General features: G+C 71.5%; 19 protein-coding genes and 1 tRNA gene. 10 read left to right on the top strand and 10 right to left on the bottom strand.

Annotated elements, in window-relative coordinates:
• Positions 1-22 precede the first annotated feature (22 nt).
• Genes thrB through lysA form a run of 3 tightly spaced genes read right to left on the bottom strand, consistent with a single transcriptional unit; the run spans position 23 to position 3,738 of the window.
• Positions 23-988 (bottom strand): homoserine kinase, encoded by a 966-nt coding sequence (thrB, locus tag B2W79_RS10445; RefSeq protein ID WP_256209417.1) that lies wholly within the window; start codon positions 986-988, stop codon positions 23-25.
• A 5-nt stretch (positions 989-993) separates the two neighbouring features.
• Positions 994-2,298, bottom strand: a complete 1,305-nt coding sequence (locus B2W79_RS10440) for a homoserine dehydrogenase (RefSeq protein ID WP_071328359.1) — start codon at positions 2,296-2,298, stop codon at positions 994-996.
• Positions 2,299-2,319: 21 nt separating this feature from the next.
• Positions 2,320-3,738 (bottom strand): diaminopimelate decarboxylase, encoded by a 1,419-nt coding sequence (gene lysA, locus B2W79_RS10435; RefSeq protein ID WP_292789340.1) that lies wholly within the window; start codon positions 3,736-3,738, stop codon positions 2,320-2,322.
• A gap of 146 nt (positions 3,739-3,884) precedes the next feature.
• Between lysA and B2W79_RS10430 the strand changes: the two genes are divergently transcribed.
• From B2W79_RS10430 to B2W79_RS10415, 4 genes are read left to right on the top strand one after another with little or no spacing between them, the layout of a single operon-like run.
• Entirely contained in the window at positions 3,885-4,970 is a 1,086-nt protein-coding gene (locus B2W79_RS10430; protein ID WP_292789337.1) for a YihY/virulence factor BrkB family protein, read from the top strand.
• A gap of 52 nt (positions 4,971-5,022) precedes the next feature.
• Entirely contained in the window at positions 5,023-5,913 is an 891-nt protein-coding gene (locus B2W79_RS10425; RefSeq protein ID WP_292789334.1) for an alpha/beta fold hydrolase, read from the top strand.
• Complete coding sequence (locus B2W79_RS10420; RefSeq protein WP_292789331.1) at positions 5,906-6,487, top strand: TetR/AcrR family transcriptional regulator; 582 nt, start codon at positions 5,906-5,908, stop codon at positions 6,485-6,487. The genes B2W79_RS10425 and B2W79_RS10420 overlap by 8 nt, the downstream gene beginning before the upstream one ends.
• A 1-nt stretch (position 6,488) precedes the next feature.
• Complete coding sequence (locus tag B2W79_RS10415) at positions 6,489-7,223, top strand: alpha/beta fold hydrolase (RefSeq protein ID WP_292789328.1); 735 nt, start codon at positions 6,489-6,491, stop codon at positions 7,221-7,223.
• A gap of 12 nt (positions 7,224-7,235) precedes the next feature.
• On the opposite strand, the gene B2W79_RS10410 is transcribed toward B2W79_RS10415, so the two are convergent.
• Together B2W79_RS10410 and argS are read right to left on the bottom strand one after the other, a co-directional pair.
• The gene (locus tag B2W79_RS10410) at positions 7,236-8,078 is read right to left on the bottom strand and encodes a DUF2993 domain-containing protein (protein WP_292789325.1); all 843 of its coding nucleotides are present in this window, start codon (positions 8,076-8,078) and stop codon (positions 7,236-7,238) included.
• Positions 8,079-8,086: 8 nt separating this feature from the next.
• Positions 8,087-9,751, bottom strand: a complete 1,665-nt coding sequence (gene argS / locus B2W79_RS10405; RefSeq protein ID WP_071328353.1) for an arginine--tRNA ligase — start codon at positions 9,749-9,751, stop codon at positions 8,087-8,089.
• Positions 9,752-9,844: 93 nt separating this feature from the next.
• On the opposite strand from argS, the gene B2W79_RS10400 reads away from it, so the two are divergent.
• Both B2W79_RS10400 and B2W79_RS10395 read left to right on the top strand, forming a co-directional pair.
• Positions 9,845-10,654 carry an SGNH/GDSL hydrolase family protein gene (locus B2W79_RS10400; RefSeq protein WP_292789322.1) on the top strand — a complete coding sequence of 270 codons (810 nt, stop codon included), beginning with the start codon at positions 9,845-9,847 and terminating at the stop codon, positions 10,652-10,654.
• 16 nt (positions 10,655-10,670) lie between these two features.
• A tRNA-Arg gene (locus B2W79_RS10395) sits at positions 10,671-10,743 on the top strand.
• 45 nt (positions 10,744-10,788) lie between these two features.
• On the opposite strand, the gene B2W79_RS10390 is transcribed toward B2W79_RS10395, so the two are convergent.
• A complete protein-coding gene (locus B2W79_RS10390) occupies positions 10,789-12,864 on the bottom strand; it encodes a vWA domain-containing protein (protein WP_071328351.1) in 2,076 nt (691 codons plus the stop codon).
• 86 nt (positions 12,865-12,950) lie between these two features.
• On the opposite strand from B2W79_RS10390, the gene B2W79_RS10385 reads away from it, so the two are divergent.
• The 4 genes from B2W79_RS10385 (at position 12,951) to B2W79_RS10370 (ending at position 16,290) form a co-directional block, all read left to right on the top strand.
• Complete coding sequence (locus tag B2W79_RS10385) at positions 12,951-13,124, top strand: hypothetical protein (protein WP_177173799.1); 174 nt, start codon at positions 12,951-12,953, stop codon at positions 13,122-13,124.
• A 61-nt stretch (positions 13,125-13,185) separates the two neighbouring features.
• Positions 13,186-14,472: a Na+/H+ antiporter NhaA gene (gene nhaA / locus B2W79_RS10380; protein WP_071328350.1), complete on the top strand. Its 1,287-nt coding sequence runs from the start codon at positions 13,186-13,188 to the stop codon at positions 14,470-14,472.
• Positions 14,473-14,572: 100 nt separating this feature from the next.
• A complete protein-coding gene (locus B2W79_RS10375) occupies positions 14,573-15,721 on the top strand; it encodes a zinc-dependent alcohol dehydrogenase (protein ID WP_071328349.1) in 1,149 nt (382 codons plus the stop codon).
• A gap of 2 nt (positions 15,722-15,723) precedes the next feature.
• Positions 15,724-16,290 (top strand): hypothetical protein, encoded by a 567-nt coding sequence (locus B2W79_RS10370; RefSeq protein ID WP_292789314.1) that lies wholly within the window; start codon positions 15,724-15,726, stop codon positions 16,288-16,290.
• A 30-nt stretch (positions 16,291-16,320) separates the two neighbouring features.
• On the opposite strand, the gene B2W79_RS10365 is transcribed toward B2W79_RS10370, so the two are convergent.
• From B2W79_RS10365 to B2W79_RS10350, 4 genes are all read right to left on the bottom strand, one after another.
• A complete protein-coding gene (locus tag B2W79_RS10365; RefSeq protein ID WP_292789311.1) occupies positions 16,321-18,492 on the bottom strand; it encodes a heavy metal translocating P-type ATPase in 2,172 nt (723 codons plus the stop codon).
• Between the two features lie 67 nt (positions 18,493-18,559).
• Positions 18,560-18,820, bottom strand: a complete 261-nt coding sequence (locus B2W79_RS10360) for a YHS domain-containing protein (RefSeq protein ID WP_071328346.1) — start codon at positions 18,818-18,820, stop codon at positions 18,560-18,562.
• Positions 18,821-18,843: 23 nt separating this feature from the next.
• The gene (locus B2W79_RS10355; RefSeq protein WP_292789306.1) at positions 18,844-21,099 is read right to left on the bottom strand and encodes a heavy metal translocating P-type ATPase; all 2,256 of its coding nucleotides are present in this window, start codon (positions 21,097-21,099) and stop codon (positions 18,844-18,846) included.
• Positions 21,099-21,308 (bottom strand): heavy-metal-associated domain-containing protein, encoded by a 210-nt coding sequence (locus tag B2W79_RS10350; RefSeq protein WP_025103117.1) that lies wholly within the window; start codon positions 21,306-21,308, stop codon positions 21,099-21,101. Before B2W79_RS10350 ends, B2W79_RS10355 begins: the two co-directional genes overlap by 1 nt.
• Positions 21,309-21,387 lie beyond the last annotated feature (79 nt).

The raw sequence follows: 21,387 nt of genomic DNA, 5'->3' as shown, positions 1-21,387 counted from the left end.
AATGGGGCCAGATTCACGAATGCTACGTGGAGCCCTCCGCTCGATCCCCCACTGTACCACCACGGACGTCGACGGCGAGCAGGAGCGCCTCCCACGGGGTGTCGGTCACCCGATTGGCCACATCGACGGCGTCCAGACGACTGCCAGGCCCGTCGGCGAGCACGAGCACGCTGGGTCCGGCGCCGGAGACGACGGCCGCGAATCCCGCGGCGCGCAGCGCCTGCACGAGGCGCTGCGTCTCGGGCATGGCGCCGGCGCGGTAATCCTGGTGCAGCCGGTCCGCGGTCGCGTCGAGCAACAGTTCCGGGCTCTGCATCAGCGCCGCGATGAGCAGCGCCGACCGGGACACGTTGAACACCGCGTCGGCCGTGGAGACGTGCGGCGGCTGCAGGGAACGGGCCTGCGAGGTGGACATCGTGTAGGCCGGGACGAGGACGAGCGGCGACACGCCGCGGTGCACGAGGAGCTTCTTGTGCTGCGGGCCCCGCTCCCCCATCCATGCGATCGTGAGTCCGCCGAACAGTGCGGGCGCCACGTTGTCCGGATGGCCCTCCAGCTCGGTCGCGAGGCGCAGCAGATCGGTGTCGGAGATGTCGACGTCGCCGGCCAGCAGCCCCTTCGCCGCGAGCACGCCGGCGGCGACGGCCGCGCCAGAGGAGCCGAGACCGCGGCCGTGCGGGACGGCGTTCTCGGCCACGATGCGCAGGCCGGGCATCGCGCGGCCTGCGTCGGCGAACACGTAGGCGATCGTGCGGACGATGAGATTGGACGCATCCCGCGGGATCTCCTCGGCGCCGGAACCGGAGACCTCGATCTCGAGCTGCCCCTCGGGCAGCGCCGTCACCTCGAGGCGGTCGTAGATGCTGAGCGCCAGGCCGAGCGTGTCGAAGCCGGGGCCCAGGTTGGCGCTCGTCGCCGGCACCGTCACCTCGACCGTGCGTCCCACGCGCGCACCGTGCTCCTCGGGGGCGGGAGCCGTGGCCGTCACCGTGGTCACTCGCCTTCCACCCGGAGGACGGACACGACGCGGGCGACGACGTCGCTGCCCGCGAGCACGTCCACCGTGTCGCTCAGGGCCTGCTCCGTCGCGCGATGCGTGCCGATGATGAGGCGCGCGGTCGGCTCGTCCTCCCCCTCGACGGTCTGCACGACGGTCGCGACGGACACGCCGCCGTCGCTGAGGATCCCGGCGACGGTGGCCAGCACGCCCGGGGCGTCGGAGACCTCGAGGGTGATCTGGTACCGGGTCGTGACATGGCCGATGGGCACGACGGGGAGGTTCGCCCGCGTGGACTCGCCCACCCCGACGCCGCCGGCGATGTGCCGACGAGCGGCCGAGACCACGTCGCCGAGCACGGCGGACGCCGTCTGGATCCCACCCGCGCCCGCGCCGTAGAACATGAGGGAGCCCGCCGCCTCAGCCTCGACGAAGACGGCGTTGTTGGCGCCGTGCACGGAGGCGAGCGGGTGGGCGACCGGCACGAGGGCCGGGTAGACCCGCACCGAGATGGACTCGGCGCCGTCGGCCTCGATGCGCTCGCACACGGCGAGCAGCTTGATCACGAAGCCCGCCGCGCGGGCCTCCTCGATCATGGATGCCGTGATCGCGGTGATGCCCTCGCGGTGCACCGCCTCCAGCGGCACCGCGGTGTGGAAGGCGAGGCTGGCGAGGATCGCGGCCTTCTGCGCGGCGTCGTAGCCTTCGACGTCCGCGGTGGGGTCGGCCTCCGCGTATCCGAGGCGCTGCGCGTCCGCCAGCACGTCGGCGAAGTCGGCGCCCTCCGTGTCCATCCGGTCGAGGATGTAGTTCGTCGTTCCGTTGACGATGCCCATGATCCGCACGACGCGGTCGCCGGCGAGGGAATCGCGCAGCGGACGGATGATCGGGATGGCGCCCGCGGCCGCCGCTTCGTAGTAGACCGAGGCGCCGACGCGATCCGCCGCCTCGAACAGCTCCGGCCCGTGGGTGGCCAGCAGTGCCTTGTTGGCCGTGACCACGTCGGCTCCGGAGCCGATCGCCTGGAGGATGTTCGTGCGGGCGGGCTCGATGCCGCCGATGAGCTCGATCACGATGTCGGCGCCGAGGATGAGCGACTCGGCGTCGGTCGTGAAGAGCTCCTTCGGGAGGTCGACGTCGCGGGGCGCGTCGAGGTTGCGCACCGCGATGCCCGCCAGGTCCAGCGCAGCACCCGCACGGTCGGCCAGCTCGTCGCCGTGGCGGAGCAGGAGGGCCGCCACCTGGGAGCCGACGGCTCCGGCGCCCAGCAGCGCCACGCGAAGTCGTCTGTAGTCAGTCATGGATGCTCCTTCGATGGTGGGTCATCGTGCTCCCTCGGGGGCGTGCGCCCCGTCGATGCCCGCGTCGCGGGCCAGCAGGTCGTGGACGGTCTCGCCGCGGACGATCACCCGCGAGCGCCCCTCGCGCACCGCAACGATGGGCGGCCGCGGGACGTGGTTGTAGTTGCTCGAGAGCGAGGCGCAGTAGGCGCCGGTCGCCGGGACGGCCAGGAGATCGCCCGGCGTGACGTCTCCGGGAAGGTACTCGTGGTCGACGACGATGTCGCCGGACTCGCAATGCTTGCCGACGACCCGGCTCAGCTGAGGCTCGTCGGTCCCCGTCCGCGAGGCGAGGCGGGCCGAGTAGCTGGCGCCGTAGAGGGCTGTGCGGGCGTTGTCGCTCATCCCGCCGTCGACGCTGACATACCGCCGCGTGGCCCCGGAGGCGACAGTGACGTCCTTCGTCGTCCCTACCTCGTAGAGCGTCACGCCCGCCGTGCCCACGATTGCGCGCCCGGGCTCGAACGAGAGCGCAGGCACCGCGATGCCCCGCGCCGCGCAGCCCTCGGCCACTGCCGCCACGATGCCGTCGGCGAGCTCGTCGATCGGCGTGGGGTCGTCGACGCGGGTGTAGGCGATGCCGAAGCCGCCGCCGAGGTTCAGCTGCGGCACCGGGCCACCTTCGAGGAGGGCGGCGTGCAGTTCGAGCACGCGCGACGCGGATTCGCGGAAGCCGGCCACGCCGAAGATCTGGGAGCCGATGTGGCAGTGCAGGCCCGCGAACTCCAGCCCCGGGATCTCGCGGATCCGCGCCACCGCGGCCTCGGCCTCGGCGAGCGGGAAGCCGAACTTCTGGTCCTCGTGGGCCGTGGCGAGGAAGTCGTGGGTCTCGGCGTGGACGCCGCTGATGACCCGGACCATCACGCGCTGCACGGTGTCCGTGCGCGCCGTGATGGCGGCGAGGCGCTCGATCTCGATCGCACTGTCGACGACGATCGTGCCGACACCGAGAGCGACCGCGCGCTCCAGCTCGGCGACCGACTTGTTGTTGCCGTGGAAGCCCAGCGACGCCGGTGCGACCCCCGCGGCGAGGGCGACCTCGAGCTCGCCACCGGTGCACACGTCGATGCGGAGCCCCTCGTCGACGACCCAGCGGGCGACCGTCGTGCACAGGAAGGCCTTGCCGGCGTAGTACACCTGCGCGGTGGTGCCGTGCGTGGACGCGGCGCGGTCGAACGCGTCGCGGAAGGCCCGGGCGCGGCGACGCACCTCGTCCTCGTCGAGGACGAGGAGCGGCGTGCCGTAGGTACGGGCGAGCTCGGGCGTCGGCACTCCGGCGAGCACGAGGCCGCCGTCCTCGTCGCGCGTGGCCGACGATGGCCAGACACCCGGCGCGAGATCGTTCGGATCCTCGGGGACGACAAGCCAGTCCGGAGCGAGCGTGGCGGCAGAGTCGAGCACGGAACACCAATCGTGGGACGGATCTCGGGCGGAGGCGCACATCGAGTTGCCCCGATTCTAGGGCACCCTCTGTCGGGCCCTGGTCATGGTGACACGCCGCGTCAACCCCCTGGGGAGCGGTACCGTCCGGCTCGTAGGGTGGGCACGTGGCAGACACCGACAACCGAGACTCCGAGAACCGCTCCGCAGCCCCGGCCCGCCCGGGACTCGTCGCCCGCGTCACGGGCCCGGTGATCGCCTGGGCCCTGGCTCGGCGACCGGTGAGGGCGGTGCTGCTGTACTCCGAACGCCGCGGTCCGATGCTCGCCGACAGCGTGACCTACCGCGCCCTGTTCAGCGTGTTCGCGGGCGTGCTCCTCGGCTTCTCCCTCGCGGCCCTCTGGCTCTCCGGGAACCCGGAGGCGTGGCGCGCGATCATCGACGCCGTGCAGTCCGCGGTCCCCGGGCTCATCGGCGAGGGCGGCGTCATCAATACCAACGACCTCCGGACCCCGGCGTCGTTCTCGATCGCCGGCATCGTCTCCCTCGTCGCGCTGATCGGTGCCGCGCTCGGCGCCATCGGCTCGCTCCGCACGGCCATCCGGACCATCGCCGGCACGATCCAGGCGGACATCCTGTGGATCTGGGTCATCGTCCGCAACCTCCTGCTCGCCGTCGGCATCGGGCTCGCGTTCGTACTCGCCGCCGGGATCACCTTCATCGGACAGCTCGGGGTGACCTGGATCGGCGATCTGCTCGGGGTGCCGTCGGATTCGCCACTGCTCGCCTGGACGGTCCGTCTCCTTTCCCTGCTCGTGGTCTTCATCCTCGACGCGGCCCTGATCGTCGGCGCCTTCCTCCTGCTCTCCGGCGTCCGGCCCGCCGCGCGTTCCCTGTGGAGCGGCGCCTTCCTCGGCGCCTTCGGCCTCATCGTGCTGCAGCAGCTCTCCGGGCTGTTCGTGGGCGGAGCGACGAGCAATCCCCTCCTCGCGTCGTTCGCCTCGCTCCTCGCGCTCCTGATCTGGCTCCAGCTGTCCACGCAGGTCATCCTCGTCGCGTGCGCCTACATCGTCACCGCCGAAGAGGAGCGCGGCGACCGCCTGCACGAGCGGTTCGGCGCGCGGACGTTCGTCCAGCGTCGGCTGCAGCGCGCCGAGGTCGACGTCAAGATCGCCACGGCAGAGCTGCGCGACGCCCAGCGCGCGGCGGCCGAGGAGAACGGCACGGTCGAGAAGGCGGCCAAGAAAGACTGACCATCCTCGTTGTGACCGCATTCGATATGGTGGTCACAACGATAGGGGGCGCATGTCCGCACCACGACGGCACACCGTGACCGTTCCCGGCGCCGCGGTGTCGGTCCTGGAATGGCACCCCTCCGTGGAGACGCAACCGCCCGTGCTGCTGCTGCACGGCGGCGGGGCCGACAGTGCGGAGCTCTCCTGGGGAGAGGTCGGGCCGGCGCTGGCGGCGGCCGGACACCGCGTCGTCGCGCCGGACCACCCGGGCTTCGGACGCAGCCCCCGCCTCGATGCGCCGCTCACCCAGGAGCGCCTGGTGCAATACGTCGGCGACCTCGTCGACGCCCTCGGGCTGCACGCCTACGCCATCGGAGGTCTTTCGATGGGCGCGGGCATGACGCTGGGCCATCTGCTCGACCGCCCGGACGGAGCACACGCCGCCGCCCTCCTCGGCAGCTACGGACTGATGCCACGCCTGGCGGACGGCGCCCTCGGCACCCTCTCGCACCTGTCGACCTTCCTGCTCCTGCGTTCGGGCCTGCTCGGTACGATGACACGCGTCTACGCACGCGACCGGAAGGCGATGACGCGAGGCCTCCAGGATCTCGTCCGCTCCCCCGACGCCCGCACCCCGGCTCTCGTCGATGCGGTGCTCGCCGAGGCAGCGACCGGCTCCGGTCTCACGACGTTCGGCGACTGGCAGCGGGATCAGGTGTGGCCGTTGCGACTGCGCACCGACTACCGAGATCGGCTCGCCGAGATCCGCGTCCCGGTCCTCCTCGTGCACGGCGACCGCGACTCCGGCGTCCCTCTCCGACGGATCGAGACGGCCGCGGAGATCCTGCCCGACGGGCAGCTCCTCGTGGCCCCCGGCGCCGGGCACTGGGTGCAGCGGGACCGTCCCGACCTCGTGATCCCCGCCCTGCGCGAGTGGTTCGCCCGAGGCTCCGATGCCTAGGCCGCTCGTCCCAGACCGCCGGGCACGCATCCTCGACGCGGCGGAGCGGATGGTCCTCGCGGAGGGGTTCGACTCGATGAGCGTCGCGGCGATCGCCCGCGCGGCCGGCATCGGCAAAGGCGCCGTCTATCTGGAGTTCGCCGCGAAGCGCGACATCCTCGACGCCCTGCTCCAGCGCGGAACCGGGCGGATCGCCGACGCCGTCGCCCGCACCGCAGGACTGCAGCCCTCGCTCAGCGCCCTCTACCGCGCCACGGCGACGGCGCTGCTCGACGACGAGCTCATGACGGCCGCGTTCCTCGACGACGCGGGAGTGCTCGGGGCCCACGTCGCCGCGCAACCGATGTCCCGGTACCGGACACGTCACGAGCAGGTCGTCGCCGGGATCCGTGGCCTCCAGCGTCAGGGCCGGATCGTGCCGGACGTGGAGCCCGAAGCCCTCGCCCTCGCGCTCTCCAGCGCCACCCTCGGACTGCTCTCCGCGGCCCGCACGCTGGGACCGCTCGACCGAGGAACGCTGAAGAGCGCCATCGACACGGTCGGCCGCATGGCCGCGAGCTTCGAGACGGAGTGACATGCATCACGAGACATCGGGTCCCCCAGGAGCCACGCCGCTCCTCCTGCTGCACGGCGGTGGCGTCGCCGGCTGGATGTGGGAACCGCTGCGCGCGCACCTCGATCCCGTGCGGCGGGTCATCGTCCCGGATCTTCCCGGTCACGGCCGCAGTGCGGCCGAGGACTACGCGTCGCACGAGGAGACGGTGGCGAGGCTCATCCCCCTGCTGGAACGGGAGACCGGACCGGCCACCGTCGTCGGCTTCTCCCTCGGCGCGCAGCTCGCCGTCCTGCTCGCGGCACGACGGCCGGACCTCGTCGCCGACGCCGTCGTCATCAGCGCCCAGGCGGAACCGCTGCGCGCCGTCCGACCGACCCTCGCGTTGCTGCGGCTCACGGCCGGGCTCGCCAGGAACGAGCGGTTCGCGCGTCTGCAGGCGCGCGAACTGTTCATCCCGGACGCACTGCTCCCCCGCTATCTGGAGACCTCCGCCGCCCTCTCACGCACGACCCTGCTGCGTGCCGTCGAGGAGAACCTGCGGTTCGCACCGCCGTCCGCGTGGAGTACGCACCCCGGCTCGGCACTGGTCCTCGTCGGAGGCGACGAGAAGCCGCTCATGCATCGTTCCGCCGCGCTGCTGAACCGTGTCCATCCCCACAGCACCCTCGAGGTCCTCCGTGGATGCGGACACGGCGTCCCGCTGCAACAGCCGGTGGAGCTCGCCGCACGGCTGCAGGAGCGCCTGCCCGGTTGAAGCGGGGTCCGGTCAGCGGTCGCAGGATCCCTTCTCCTGGAGCGCCTCATCCGTGACGATCGCCCCGTCCACGTCGATGTCGATCACGGCCTGATCGTCGACGATCTCGACCCCCGTCAGTGTCAGGCCGGCCGGGAGCTGGTCCGCGATGCACACCCGCCGCGGCTGCGTGATCCCGTCACCGAGGGAGCCGAGCGACGACCCGACGCTGTCGAGATCGATGTCCACGCCGCCGATGCTGGCCGCCACCGGGGTGAGTTCGAGGTCGCCCTCGACAGCCCCGGGAGTGAGGGTGACGGAGACCGGGACCGCGGCGCCGAGCACGTCGAACGAGCCCCCGAGCGTCGCGTTCGGTGCCGCGAACTCCACGGTGTCGACCGGGAGATCCGAGTCGGCGAGCAGAGCGGTGAACTGCTCCTGGTCGATGCGGATGGTGCCGTCGGCGCCGTCGAGGTCGCCGCCCCGCAGCGGAACGCCGGTCGCCGTGACGTCAGCCGCACCGGTGATGCCCTGCAGCGTGACGGCGTCCGTCGACAGCCGCAGGGTGTCGAGACGGCCAGCGAGGAGCTGTGGGAGGAGCATCCCCTCGGTCTCGACGTCCAGCTGCTGATCGGCCGGCAGATCGAGCTGCTCGATGACGATCGAACGCACGACGCCGGGCAGCACCGCCCGGGCGACGAGCTCCGCCGCCACCACGACGGCCGCGAGCACCACCACGACGATGAGCACGACCCACGGCCACCGTCGGCGACGGCTTCCGGCGCTGCCCCGACCGTCCGCCGGATCCGGGACGACGAGCGTCGGGTGCTCGTCCGAGGGCTTCGGGTACGGCAGGGTCGGGTTGTCGTCGCTCATGCCGCTCCCTACATGCGCTCGGGCGCGGAGACGCCGAGCAGGTCGAGCCCGTTGCGGAAGACCTGGCCGGCGGCATCGTTCAGCCACAGGCGGGTGCGGTGCACGTCCTCCACCGGGGCATCGCTCAGCGGGATCACACGGCAGTTGTCGTACCAGCGGTGGTACAGCCCGGCGAGCTCCTCCAGGTAGCGCGCGACGCGATGCGGCTCGCGCACCTCGGCGGCGAACGCGACGATGCGCGGGAACTCCTGGAGTGCGCCCAGCAGGGCCGCCTCGGTCTCATGCGTGAGCGTCTCCGGGGCGAAGACCGAGCGGTCGATGCCGGAGTCGACGGCGTTGCGCGCGACGTTGTGGGTGCGGGCGTGTGCGTACTGCACATAGAACACCGGGTTGTCGTTCGTGCGCTTCTGCAGCAGCTCCGGGTCGAGGTCGAGCGGCGAGTCGGCGGGCGAGCGCTCCAGCGAGTAGCGCAGCGCGTCCGTGCCGAGCCAGTCGAGCAGGTCGTCCATCTCGATGATGTTGCCGGCACGCTTGCTGAGGCGGGCGCCGTTGATCGAGACCATCTGGCCGATCAGCACCTGGATGTTCTTCGCGGGGTCGTCGCCGGCCGCCCCCGCGACCGCCTTGAGACGGTGCACGTAGCCGTGGTGGTCGGCGCCGAGCAGGTAGATCTTGTCGCGGAAGCCGCGGTCGCCCTTGTTCAGGTAGTAGGCGGCGTCGGCCGCGAAGTACGTGTACTCGCCGTTCGAGCGGCGGATCACGCGGTCCTTGTCGTCGCCGAAGTCGGTCGTGCGCACCCAGACGGCGCCGTCCTCGTCGAACACGTGGCCCTGCTCGCGCAGACGGTCGACGGCCTGGTCGATCAGGCTCGACCCCGAGGCGTCCTTCGCGTGCAGGGTGCGCTCGGAGAACCAGACGTCGAACGGCACGTTGAAGCGCTCGAGGGAGTTCTTGATCTCGGCGAGCTGGTACTCGTAGCCGAGCTCGCGGGCGACCGTGAGCTGCTCCTCCCCCGGGAGGTCGAGCAGGTCGGGACGGGCCTCGAGCACGCGGCCGGCCAGCGTCGCGATGTACTCCCCCGGGTAGCCGCCCTCCGGCGTGGGCTCCCCCTTCGCCGCAGCCAGCACGGACGCCGCGAAGCGGTCCATCTGCACGCCCGCGTCGTTGATGTAGTACTCGCGCACAGCACGGGCACCGCTCGCGAGGAGCAGGCGGACGATCGCGTCGCCGAGGGCCGCCCAGCGCGTGTGCGCGATGTGCAGCGGCCCGGTGGGGTTCGCCGAGACGAACTCGACGTTCACGCTGACGCCCTCCTGCGAGGAGTTCGTCCCGTAGGCGGGGCCGGCGTCGACGATGACCTTCGCGAGCGCGCCGGCGGCCGCCGCGTCGAGGCGGATGTTGAGGAACCCGGGGCCCGCGACCTCGACGCTCGCGATACCGTCCACATCGGCCAGTCCGTCAGCGATCTGCTGCGCGAGCTCACGCGGGTTCGTGCCGAAGGGCTTGGCCAGGCGCATGGCGATGTTCGAGGCCCAGTCGCCGTGATCGCGGTTGCGCGGGCGCTCCAGCACGATGTCAGCGGCGGTGAGGTCGAACGGCTCGCCCGGACGTCGTTCCTCGGCGATGGGGGCGAGGACGGCGAGGAGGGCGTGGGCGAGCGTTTCAGGATTCATAGATCCCCCAGTTTACGGGGGCGCGCGGGCCCATTCCGTCGCCCCGTGTCCCGGGGAGTTTGCGATCCGCCGTCCGTGATCTACTCTCACACCATGAACGCCCCCGCCGCCCCTCGTCGACTGCGCATCGCGGGCATCGCCGCGGCCCTCCTCGTCGCCGTCGCCGCGGGCGTTCTCGGGGTCTGGCGGCCCTGGGTTCCGGCGCCATCGTCCCTCCCCGCCGGTGCCGCCGCCGGAGACGAGTCCATCGCGGTGATCGCCCCCGCGCCGCTCGTGCTCCCCGACGAGCCGACCGTCCTCGTGTTCGGCGATTCCTGGACCTACGGCTCGGCCGCCTCCGACCCCACGCTCGGCTACGCATACGTGCTCGCGGACCTCCTGCACGGCACGACCATCGTGGACGGCGTCCGGGGCAGCGGCTACCTCAAGCCCGGCATCGACGGCCCCACCTTCGGCGACCGCATCGCGGCACTGGACCCGACTCTCGCTCCGGACCTCGTCATCATCCAGGGCTCCATCAACGACCGGGCGCAGGGCGCGGCCGGCTACCGCGAGGCCGTGACCGCCGCCTGGGACGCGCTGACGGCGCTGTACCCGGAGGCGGCCATCGTCGTGCTCGGTCCCGCGCCGCACGAGCTGCCGGTCGGCGCGCAGACGGCACGGATCGACCGGGATCTCGCGGCTCTCGCCTCGGCCCGCGGCTGGTGGTACATCTCCCCGATCGAGCGGGACTGGATCACCGAGGACAACTATCTCGCCGTCATCGACGTGGAGGTCGGCCGCAAGCATCCGTCCACCGACGGCCACCGCTATCTCGCCGAAAAGCTCGCCGCGGCGCTCGACGAACTGCGCGCCGCGCCGGTCACGGAGGCCGGTGGGTCGGAGACCACCCCCGACGAGTGATATTGTCGATCGGTACGCCTCCGTAGCTCAGTGGATAGAGCGCCGGTTTCCGGTACCGTAGGTCGCAGGTTCGACTCCTGTCGGGGGCACGTACAGCGAGAACCCCCGCCCGATCCGGGCGGGGGTTCTCCGATTCAGACACGACGACGGCGGGTTGCGAGCGCGAGCGTCAGTCCCAGGGCCACCGCCGTCAGGGCGCCCGCGATCGTGGGCGCCAGCCGCGAGCCGTCGAGCCCGGTCGCCGGGAGCGGCCCCGTGTCGGCGGGCGGTTCCGCACCTGACCCCGGCTCGGTCGGGGCAGGCGTCGGGTCCGACGAACACGTCACCACATTCGTGATGACGAAGGCGTTGGCACCGGACTCGAGGGTCACGGCGGCCGGCACCGTCTCGGCGATCGTCACCCCGGTGGTCGACCTCACCGAGCTGGACACGAGGGAGCACTCCTCGGGTTCCAGCGTCGTCACCTCCGAGATCGTCACGGCGTCGCCCGCGCGATACCCGTCGCGAACCGCGCCGAATGGCTGCGGGGTGGTGCCGGCGCTCCCCGGTCCCGTGAGACCGAGTGCCGCCGTGATTCCGGCCGGCTGCGCGCCGTCCGGATAGCGGCCTCCGTCGACGACCCATTCCTTGTCGACGACGACCGACGTCGGTACAGGGGAACGGTTGTACATCGTGCAGCTGACGGCAGCGGCCGCCGGCACGTCCACCGTGAATCCTGTGGCGCCGGACGACGTGACCGGGACTCGTTCGCCCGTCCGCAGATCGACACAGCGTGCGTTCTGCCCTCCCTGCGTCACGAGCGTGTGACCATCCTGCTGCCGCTCCGCCACCGTGACCCTGGAGGCACTGGCTCCGGCGGGCGGCGTGAGTTCGAACGACACCGTACCCGTGCCATCCGCGACGGTGGTCGCGGATGCCGGGGCGATGACCGTGCCCGCCGTCGCGGGCTGGGCGTCGAACGTCCACCCGGCCCCGGCGGGGACGGCGCCTGTGACGTCCTCCTCGGTCGTGTTGCCGGGCACGATCTGCTTCACCACCGACAGGGAGCCTGCGCACCCGGCCAAGGCGAGTTGCCCCAGCTGTTCTGCGGCGCCCGCGTAGTCGGGGGTCTGGAAGAAGTCGGCCTCGGCGAGGTTGTCCCCGTCGAAAGCGACCGGCCCCGAGATCGCGGCGAGATTGAGGGCGCTGACCCCCTGCACTCCGGCGCCGACCCCGAAGGAGACGATCCGCGAGCCCTCGGCCTTGAGCGCGTTCGCCGAGAACACCGCAGCCTCGACGTCGGTGAAGTGGGTGTTCGAGCCATCCCCGTGCGTGGCTCCCCAGCGGTCGGGATTGCCGTCGGTGAGCACGACGACGACGTCGTAGCGGGGAGACGCCGCGGCGACCTCTTGCAACGCGCGGTCCCAGTTCGTCCCCGAGCCGAGGCTCCACCCGGCGTACTGCGCCGTGAACGCGTCCGCCCCTGCTTGCGTGGACAGCGAGACCAACTCCGGACGGTTCTCGCTGGGTTCCCCGGTGGCGGACTCGATGCTCGGGGACTGACGGGAGAAGCTGAACACCGACCCGCGAGACGGCGTCCCGACGAGCGCGTTCGCGAAGGCGTCGGCGGCCTGTTTGAGCTGCGGGAGCGCCGACCCCACCGAGGCGGAGAGGTCCATCACGATGGCGATGTCGGACCCGCACTTCGCGTCGAGAGCGGGGTTCACCCGGGACTGCTGCCAGACGCCGTTCGACCGCGTCGGCAGCGAGTTCGAGGAGGAGATCATGAATTCGCGCGTAGAACGGTAGGTCTGGCCGGCTTCCACGGCCGGCGTCGGGAAACGGTACGCCGAGGCCGTCGAACTCGATCCGCTCGCCGGGCCCGTGCGCAGGGCGTCGTTGGCATACCATCCGGCCGGCACCCCGACCGTTCCCACCCAGTAGGTGCGGCCGAGCTGGGCGCCGCTGAGGACGAAGCTGCAGTCGCCATCGGCATCCGACGTGCAGAGAGCCTCCGGCGTCGTCGCCGACTGCGACGCGAAGAGTCCGAGCTGGACATCCGCGAGCGGGCCCACCTCGTCATCGGAGATGCGGTCGCCGCCAGCACGGACCGTCACCACCGCGGTCCCGTCGGAGGGAGCGGGGACGGCACCGAGCGCCGCGGCCGGGATCCCGACAGAGCTGCAGAGGAGAACGGCGATCGCGACGGTGAGCACTCTCTTGGACGCCATGCCTCGAACGTAGCGAACGCCCCGAGCGCGGTCCAGCCTCTGCGACTGCGATCGCCCGGGTGCGCTCGTCGCGGTAGCCTGGATCCGTGCCCACCCTCCACATCGCCGGTTCGACGCGCGCTCCGCGCCGTCTGTCGTCCGCGACGCCGATGACGGAGTGGATGCGCGTGGTCCTGCACCCCGGCACCAACGGGTGGACGAGCGTCTGGGGCACCCTCTCGCACGGCGAGATCGCGGGCTGCCCGCCGCCACGGGGATAGGCCGCGCCCGGACGGGTGCGGCGACATCGCGTCACCCATCCATCTGCCGTGAGGTATCCCTGTGTCTTCTTCGTCGTCCCCTGCCCGTTTCCGTCTCGCGCCGCATGAGCTCTGGCGCGGCATCCGCTCCACCGCCCGCAGCGACGTGCTGGGCGGCGGTCTCCTGCTGACCGCCACGCTCGCCGCCCTGATCCTCGCCAACTCCCCCGCCGCCTCCTGGTACGAGGCCGTCAGGGACTTCCGCTTCGGGATCCCGGAGTGGCACCTCGAGCTCAGTGTCGGCGCCTGGGCCGCCGACGGGTTGCTCGCGGTGTTCTTCTTCGTCGTCGGACTGGAGCTGAAGGAGGAGTTCGTCGCCGGCCGCCTCCGCGACCCCCGCCGTGCCGCGCTTCCGATCGCCGCCGCAGTGGGCGGCGTCATCGTCCCCGCCCTGTTCTTCGTCGCGATCAACGCGTCCTCCGGCGCCGAGGTCCTCCGCGGATGGGCGATCCCCACGGCCACGGACATCGCGTTCGCGATCGCGGTGCTCGCCGTCGTCGGCCGCTTCCTGCCGCCGGCGCTGCGGGTGTTCCTGCTGACCCTCGCGATCATCGACGACCTCATCGCCATCACGATCATCGCCACCTTCTACACCGAGACCATCAGCTTCCCCTGGCTGATCCTCGCGCTCCTCCCCCTCGCCGGCTTCGCACTCGCCGTGCAGAACGGCATCCGGTCCTGGTGGATCCTGCTTCCCCTCGCCCTGGCCGTCTGGGCGTTCGTGCATGCGTCCGGCGTGCACGCCACGGTGGCCGGCGTGCTGCTCGGCTTCATGGTGCCGGTGCGTCCGACGGCCCGCGCGCGGGTGCGCACGGGGACGGACGCCGACGGCGCCCCGGTGTACGACGGTCTCGCCGCGCACTTCGCGGATCGCTGGGGCATCGTGGCGACCCTCGTCGCCGTGCCGGTGTTCGCGTTCTTCGCAGCCGGGGTCGAGATCGGCGGCGTGGAGGGTCTCGTCTCGGCCCTGACCGATCCGATCACGATCGGGATCATCGTGGGCCTCGTGCTCGGGAAGCCGGTCGGCATCCTGCTCACGACCTTCCTGTTGAGCCGGGTGCCGGCGCTGCGCCTCGACGAGACGCTGCGCTGGCCGGATCTCGCCGGCATGTCCCTCCTCGCGGGCATCGGATTCACGGTCTCGCTGCTGGTGGGTGAGCTCGCGTACGGCAGCAGCAGCGTCGCGGACGATCACGTGAAGATCGGCGTGCTCGTCGGCTCACTCCTCGCCGCGGTCCTCGGCGGACTCGTGCTCGCGGCCCGCAGCCGTCGGGCACGCGCCGAGATCGGGCTCCCGCCCGGGGCCTGACCTCGGTCCTCTACGCTCCCCTGCGCCATCCGTCAATGCCCTGAGTCGTCCCCGAGGCGGTGCCTAGCGTCGGTCACTCCACGTAGCGAAGGAGCACCCGATGAAGGCGATGACCTACCGCGGACCGTACAAGATCCGCGTCGAGGAGAAACCCGACCCGACGATCCAACACCCCAACGACGCGATCGTCCGGGTCACGAGAGCCGCCGTGTGCGGGTCGGATCTCCACCTCTTCCACGGCATGATGCCCGACACCCGCATCGGGCACACCTTCGGTCACGAGATCGTCGGGGTGGTCGAGGAGGTCGGTCCCTCCGTGGAGACGCTGCGCCCGGGTGACCGGGTGATGGTGCCGTTCAACATCTACTGCGGCTCGTGCTACTTCTGCCGCCGCGGCCTCTTCTCGAACTGCCACAACGTGAATCCCAACGCGACCGCGGTCGGGGGGATCTACGGCTACTCGCACACGACCGGCGGGTACGACGGCGGGCAGGCGGAGCGCGTGCGCGTGCCGTTCGCGGATGTCGGCCCCTCGGTGATCCCGGAGTGGCTCGCCTCCGAGGACGCGCTGCTGCTCACCGACGCGTTCTCCACCGGCTACTTCGGCGCGCAGCAGGCGGACATCGCCGAAGGGGACACGGTGGTCGTGTTCGGCGCCGGGCCCGTCGGTCTGGCCGCCGCCCGCTCGGCCTGGTTCCTCGGCGCAGGACGGGTCATCGTCGTCGACCACCTCGACTACCGGCTCGAGAAGGCACGGGACTTCGCCTTCGCCGAGACGATGCACCTGCACGAAGCCGGTGACATCGTGCTCGCGCTGAAGAAGGCGACCGGCTACCTCGGCGCGGACGTGGTGATCGACGCGGTCGGCGCGGAGGCGGACGGCAGCGTCGTCCAGCACGTGACCGCCGCGAAGCTCAAGCTGCAGGGCGGCTCCCCCGTCGCGGTGAACTGGGCCATCGACAGCGTGCGCAAGGGCGGCACCGTGTCGATCCTCGGTGCCTACGGCCCGCTGGTGACCTCGGTGCGCCTCGGCGACATCATGAACAAGGGGCTCACGGTGCGCGGCAACCAGGCTCCCGTGAAGAGGCAGTGGCCGCGACTGCTCGAACACATCCAGGCGGGGCACATCCGTCCGTCCGAGCTGTTGACCCACCGCTTCCCCCTGGAGCACATCGCGGAGGCCTACCACGTGTTCTCGTCCAAGCTCGACGACTGCATCAAACCGCTCATCGTCGTCGGAGAGGAATGACCATGCCGTACGAAGGATCCCGACCCATCCCCGCACCGACCCCCGATGAGCTGCGTGCCCGGATCCCGGGCTGGGGCGCCGACCTCGCCCCCGAGCACCGCCGCACCTGGCAGCAGCTGGAGGATGTCGGCGACACCGGCGCGCATTGGGACCTCCCCGAGCGTCAGGGCCCCGACCGCGGTCGCGAGCGCTCGATCGAGCACGGGATGCTGCCTCCCGTCTGGGGCACCGCCCAGCCGCTGCACGGCCTGTCCGGCGCCATCCGGCGCGTGGCCTACGACCGGTTCAGCGAGACGAAGAACACCCGCTGGCTGCTGCTCGTGGTGGGCGACCGCGTCGATGCCGTGACCGCGCACGCCCGCTCCCTGCTTACCCGGCGGCCGGACGACCCCATCACGCAGACCGGCGTCCTCGCGGAACCGCAGCATCGTCCGCTCGCGTCGCGGTTCGGACGCGGCCGCATCGATCTCCGGCACACCTGGCTCGACCCGATCATCGTCGTGGGGCCCTGGGCGCTGACGGCGGTCCTGAGCGTCCGCGCTCTCCGCCGCCTCGGCCGTCGGCGCTGAGCCGGGACCGAGACGGCGGCGTGGTGGCGCTCAGCGCTGCAGGATGTCCGCGGTGACGACCTCCGGACGGAGATCGAGCCGCCGCAGCAGCTGCGCATTGAGCGCCACCACGATCGTCGACAGCGACATGAGCACCGCGCCGACCGACATCGGCAGCACGAACCCGATCGGAGCGAGCACACCCGCGGCGAGCGGGACGGAGAGCAGGTTGTACCCGGCCGCCCACCAGAGGTTCTGCGTCATCTTCCGGTACGACGCGCGGGAGAGCTCGATCACCGACAACACCGCACGTGGGTCGTCGCCGGCGAGGATCACGCCGGCGGAGGCGATCGCCACGTCCGTGCCGGCGCCGATCGCCAGGCCCACGTCGGCCTGAGCGAGCGCGGGGGCGTCGTTCACGCCGTCACCCACCATCGCGACCTTGCGGCCCTCACGCTGCAGCTCCTGCACCTTCGCGGCCTTGTCCTCCGGCCGGACGCCGGCGAACACACGGTCGATGCCGAGGTCGGCCGCGACGGTGTGCGCGACGGCTTCCGCGTCGCCGGTGATCATCACGACCTGGACGCCGAGCGCATGCAGGGCGTCGACCGCGTCCCGCGACTCCGGACGCACCTCGTCCGCGAGCTTGAGCGCCCCGATGACGCGGCCGTCCCGCAGCACGTGCAGGATGATCGCGCCGTCCGCACGCCACCCTTCCGCGACGGGCAGCTCGCGGGCATCCTCCTCCGTGAGCAGGTGCGGGCCGCCGACGCGGATCACGGCACCGTCCACCGTCGCGGTCACCCCCACTGCCGGCGAGGACGAGAAGTCGCGGCTCGCCGGCACGCGGAGCTCCCTGTCGCGAGCGGCCCGGACGATGGCCTTCGCCAGCGGATGCTCGCTGTCGGCCTCGGCGGCCGCGGCGAGCGCCAGCACCTCCTCCGCGGTCTCCGCACCGGCCACCGACACCGCGGAGACGACGGGCTCGCCCTTGGTCAGCGTGCCGGTCTTGTCGAACAGCACGGTGTCGACGGTACGCATGCTCTCCAGGGCCAGCCGGTCCTTCACCAGCACGCCGCCACGGGCCGCGCGCTCGGTCGCGATCGAGACGACGAGCGGGATGGCCAGGCCCAACGCGTGCGGGCAGGCGATCACGAGCACGGTGATCGTGCGGATCACGGCGTCGTCCGGCAGGCCGACCGCGCTCCACACCACCGCGGTGATCGCGGCAGCACCGAGCGCGAACCAGAACAGCCAGCCGGCGGCCGTATCGGCCAGACGCTGTGCGCGGGACGAGGAGTTCTGCGCTTCCGTCACGAGCCGCTGGATGCCCGCGAGCGTCGTATCGTCTCCGGTCGCGGTGATCTCCACGCGGAGGCCGGAGTCGGTGGCGACGGTTCCCGCGGTCACCGGATCGCCGGTCGTCCGGGTGACGGTGCGGGACTCCCCCGTCACCATGGACTCGTCCATCGAGGCGCGGCCGTCGACGATCCGCCCGTCGGCGGGGATGCTCCCGCCGGGGCGCACCACCACGACATCGCCCACGCGGAGGTCCGACGGGGAGACCCGAACGACCTGATCGCCCTCCACACGCTCCGCCTCGTCCGGCAGCAGCGCGGCCAGCGAGTCGAGGGCGGAGGTGGTCTGCGCCAGCGAGCGCATCTCGATCCAGTGCCCGAGCAGCATGATCACGATGAGGAGAGCGAGCTCCCACCAGAAGTCGAGCTCATGATGCAGCAGACCGAGGCTCGCTCCCCAGGACGCGACGAACGCCACCGTGATCGCGAGCCCGATGAGCAGCATCATGCCGGGCCGCCGGGCACGGATCTCGCTGACGGCGCCGGTGAGGAAAGGCTTCCCTCCCCAGACGTACATGACCGTCCCGAGGACCGGCGACACCCAGACCAGACCCGGGATGTCGGGAAGCGGGTAGCCCACGATCATCGCGAACATGCCCGAGAGCAGCACGGTCGGCACGGCGAGGACGAGCATGATCCAGAACAGCCGCCGGAACTGGGCGACGTGGTCGCCGTGATCGCCATGGCCCCCGTGACCGCCGTGTCCCGCGTGATCGTCGTGCCCGGCGTGCCCACTGTGTCCCGCGTGGTCCGTGTGATCTCCGTGCGCGGCGTGCTCCGCGTGCCCGGTGTGGTCCGCGGGCGTCCCGGTCCCCGTTCCCGCGGGGTGACCGTGCGCGGAATGGTCGTGATGCGAGGTGCTCATGTCTTCCCTCCAACGTCGATGATGCCGTGCGGGGCCGGATCTGTCGCGGCCCCGCACGGGTGGGGGCTCAGGCCGCCCTGGTGTACTTCGCGGGATCGGCGTCGAATGCCGGCCCGCAGCCCGCGCAGCAGAAGTAGTAGCGGGTGCCCTCGTGGTCGCGGTACAACCCCGCGGCCTCGGCGGTCGCGATCACGACGGGCGTTCCGGCCATCACCGGGCATTCGGCCATGCCCTCGGCCGGCGCGGCGAGCAGGTCGGTGCGCCCTTCGGCGGAGACGCCGCTCTGGCGCGGAACGCTGCAGCAGGATCCTGCGGGGGAATCGGACATGTCGGTACTCCTCTGTCTCTCGTTCACGGGGTGTCCACCGCCCTGCTGCGGAAGGACCGCAGGCGGAGGCTGTTGCCGACGACGAAGACGCTGGAGAACGCCATCGCCGCACCGGCGAGCATGGGGTTGAGCAGGCCGAGTGCCGCCAGCGGGATCGCTGCGACGTTATAGGCGAAGGCCCAGAACAGGTTGCCCTTGATCGTGCCGAGCGTGCGCCGGGCCAGGCGGATCGCGTCCGCCGCACTGCGCAGATCGCCGCGGACGAGGGTGATGTCGCTCGCCTCGATCGCCGCGTCTGTCCCGGTCCCCATCGCCATCCCCAGGTCGGCCTGGGCGAGGGCCGCGGCGTCGTTCACGCCGTCTCCCACCATCGCGACGACCTTGCCTTCGTCCTGGAGCCGGCGCACCACGTCCACCTTGTCCTGGGGCAGCACCTCGGCGATCACCTCGGCGATGCCCACCTCGCGGGCGATCTGCTCTGCCACTGCGCGGTTGTCGCCGGTGAGCAGGACAGGCGTCAGTCCCAGCGCCCGGAGCTGCGCCACCGCCTCCGCGCTCGTGGTCTTGACCGCATCGGCGACGACGAGCACCCCGCGGGCACGACCGTCCCAGCCCACCGCGATCGCGGTCTTGCCCTGGGCCTCCGCCTCGGCCTTGGCCGCAGCCAGCCCCGCGGACAGGTGCTGCGACCAGTCGGCGAGCAACGAGGCGCGTCCCACGACGACGGCGTGGCCGTCCACGATGCCGTGGACGCCCCTGCCCTCGACGTTCGCGAACTCCTCGACGCTCGGCAGGGCACCGAGCTCCCGGGTGGCCGCGGCCGCCACGGCCTGCGCGATGGGGTGCTCGGAGGCGTCCTCGAGGGCACCGGCGAGCCGCAGCAGCTCCTCGCCCTCCACGCCGTCGTCGGTGTGCACCGCCGTCAGCGTCATGCGGCCGGCGGTGACGGTCCCCGTCTTGTCGAGCAGGATCGTGTCGACCTTCCGAGTCGACTCGAGCACCTCAGGGCCCTTGATGAGGATGCCCATCTGGGCACCGCGACCCGTGCCGACGAGCAAGGCGGTCGGCGTGGCCAGCCCCAGCGCGCAGGGGCAGGCGATGATGAGCACCGCGACCGCGGCAGTGAAGGCGGCGGACGCCGGGAACCCGGCCCCCAGCCACACTCCCAGCGTGCCGAGGGCGATCACGATCACGATCGGCACGAAGATCCCGGAGATACGGTCCGCGAGGCGCTGCACCTCGGCCTTCCCGGTCTGCGCCTCCTCCACGAGCCGCGCCATCTGGGCGAGCTGGGTGTCTGCGCCGATGCGGGTCGCACGCACCACCAGGCGTCCCCCGGCGTTCACCGTGGCTCCGGTGACGGCATCGCCGGCACCGACCTCCACGGGCACCGACTCGCCGGTCAGCATCGAGGCGTCGACCGCGGACGTGCCGCTGACCACCACGCCGTCGGTGGCGATCTTCTCCCCCGGGCGCACGACGAATGCGTCCCCGACCCGCAGTTCGCTCGTCGGGATCCGGGTCTCGACGCCCTGCCGGAGCACGGCGACCTCCTTCGCGCCGAGCTCCAGCAGCGCCCGGAGCGCCGCACCGGCCTGCCGCTTCGAGCGCTTCTCGAAGTAGCGCCCGGCGAGGATGAACGTGGTCACCCCCGCCCCGACCTCGAGGTAGATGTTCCCGGCGCCGTCGCTGGGCGCGACGGTGAGCTCGAACGGGTGTGTCATGCCGGGCATCCCGGCGGTGCCGAAGAAGAGCGCGTACAACGACCACAGCAGGGCGGCGATCGTGCCCATGGAGATGAGCGTGTCCATCGTGGCCGCACCGTGCCGGAGGTTGATCCACGCCGCCTTGTGGAACGGCCACGCCGCCCACACGATCACGGGGCCCGCGAGCGCGAGCGACAGCCACTGCCAATACGTGAACTGGAGCGCCGGGATCATCGCCATCGCGATGACCGGGACGGTGAGCACGACGGACGCGATCAACCGGTGACGCAACGCCGTGAGCTCCGGATCCGGCTGCTCTCCGTCGGGCTGCGCACCCTTCGGCGAGGGAGGCGCGGGAACGACGGCGGTGTAGCCGGTCTTCTCGACCTCGGCGATGAGCACGGCGGTGTCCACGCCTTCCGGCGCCGTGACCGTCGCCTTCTCGGTGGCGTAGTTCACGGTCGCGGTGACGCCGTCGAGACGGTTGAGCTTCTTCTCGATCCGCATCGCGCACGACGCACACGTCATGCCGCCGATCTCCAGCTCCACGCTGGTCGCGGACGGGGTGTCCATCAGGACCGGACCGCCTGGTAGCCCGCCTCGTCAACGGCGGCCAGCACGGCCGTGTCGTCGACGGGGGCGGAGCTGCGCACCACGAGTCTCCCGCTCTGCGCGCTGACATCGATACCCTCGACACCGGGGATGCGCGACACCTCGTCGCGGATCGCCATCTCGCAGTGGCCGCAGGTCATTCCGGTGACCTGGTACTCGCTCGTGCTCATCATGCTTCCTTTCCTCGGGATACCCCCCTGGGGTACTCCTTCGGCACAACTCTATACCCTCCGAGGGTATTCCCGCACG

Origin of the sequence: Microbacterium sp. UBA7513, from assembly GCF_002478345.1 — a bacterium.
Lineage (GTDB): Bacteria > Actinomycetota > Actinomycetes > Actinomycetales > Microbacteriaceae > Microbacterium.
This window is presented reverse-complemented; position numbering and strand designations above follow the sequence as displayed.

Coding starts and splice junctions, on each gene's coding strand:
- B2W79_RS10425 (WP_292789334.1), top strand. CDS start 5,023: ATGTCCGCACCACGACGGCACACCGTGACCGTTCCCGGCGCCGCGGTG.
- B2W79_RS10400 (WP_292789322.1), top strand. CDS start 9,845: ATGAACGCCCCCGCCGCCCCTCGTCGACTGCGCATCGCGGGCATCGCC.
- B2W79_RS10440 (WP_071328359.1), bottom strand. CDS start 2,298: ATGACTGACTACAGACGACTTCGCGTGGCGCTGCTGGGCGCCGGAGCC.
- B2W79_RS10375 (WP_071328349.1), top strand. CDS start 14,573: ATGAAGGCGATGACCTACCGCGGACCGTACAAGATCCGCGTCGAGGAG.
- B2W79_RS10410 (WP_292789325.1), bottom strand. CDS start 8,078: ATGAGCGACGACAACCCGACCCTGCCGTACCCGAAGCCCTCGGACGAG.
- argS (WP_071328353.1), bottom strand. CDS start 9,751: ATGAATCCTGAAACGCTCGCCCACGCCCTCCTCGCCGTCCTCGCCCCC.
- B2W79_RS10415 (WP_292789328.1), top strand. CDS start 6,489: ATGCATCACGAGACATCGGGTCCCCCAGGAGCCACGCCGCTCCTCCTG.
- B2W79_RS10350 (WP_025103117.1), bottom strand. CDS start 21,308: ATGAGCACGAGCGAGTACCAGGTCACCGGAATGACCTGCGGCCACTGC.
- B2W79_RS10370 (WP_292789314.1), top strand. CDS start 15,724: ATGCCGTACGAAGGATCCCGACCCATCCCCGCACCGACCCCCGATGAG.
- B2W79_RS10360 (WP_071328346.1), bottom strand. CDS start 18,820: ATGTCCGATTCCCCCGCAGGATCCTGCTGCAGCGTTCCGCGCCAGAGC.
- B2W79_RS10365 (WP_292789311.1), bottom strand. CDS start 18,492: ATGAGCACCTCGCATCACGACCATTCCGCGCACGGTCACCCCGCGGGA.
- B2W79_RS10420 (WP_292789331.1), top strand. CDS start 5,906: ATGCCTAGGCCGCTCGTCCCAGACCGCCGGGCACGCATCCTCGACGCG.
- B2W79_RS10355 (WP_292789306.1), bottom strand. CDS start 21,099: ATGGACACCCCGTCCGCGACCAGCGTGGAGCTGGAGATCGGCGGCATG.
- B2W79_RS10390 (WP_071328351.1), bottom strand. CDS start 12,864: ATGGCGTCCAAGAGAGTGCTCACCGTCGCGATCGCCGTTCTCCTCTGC.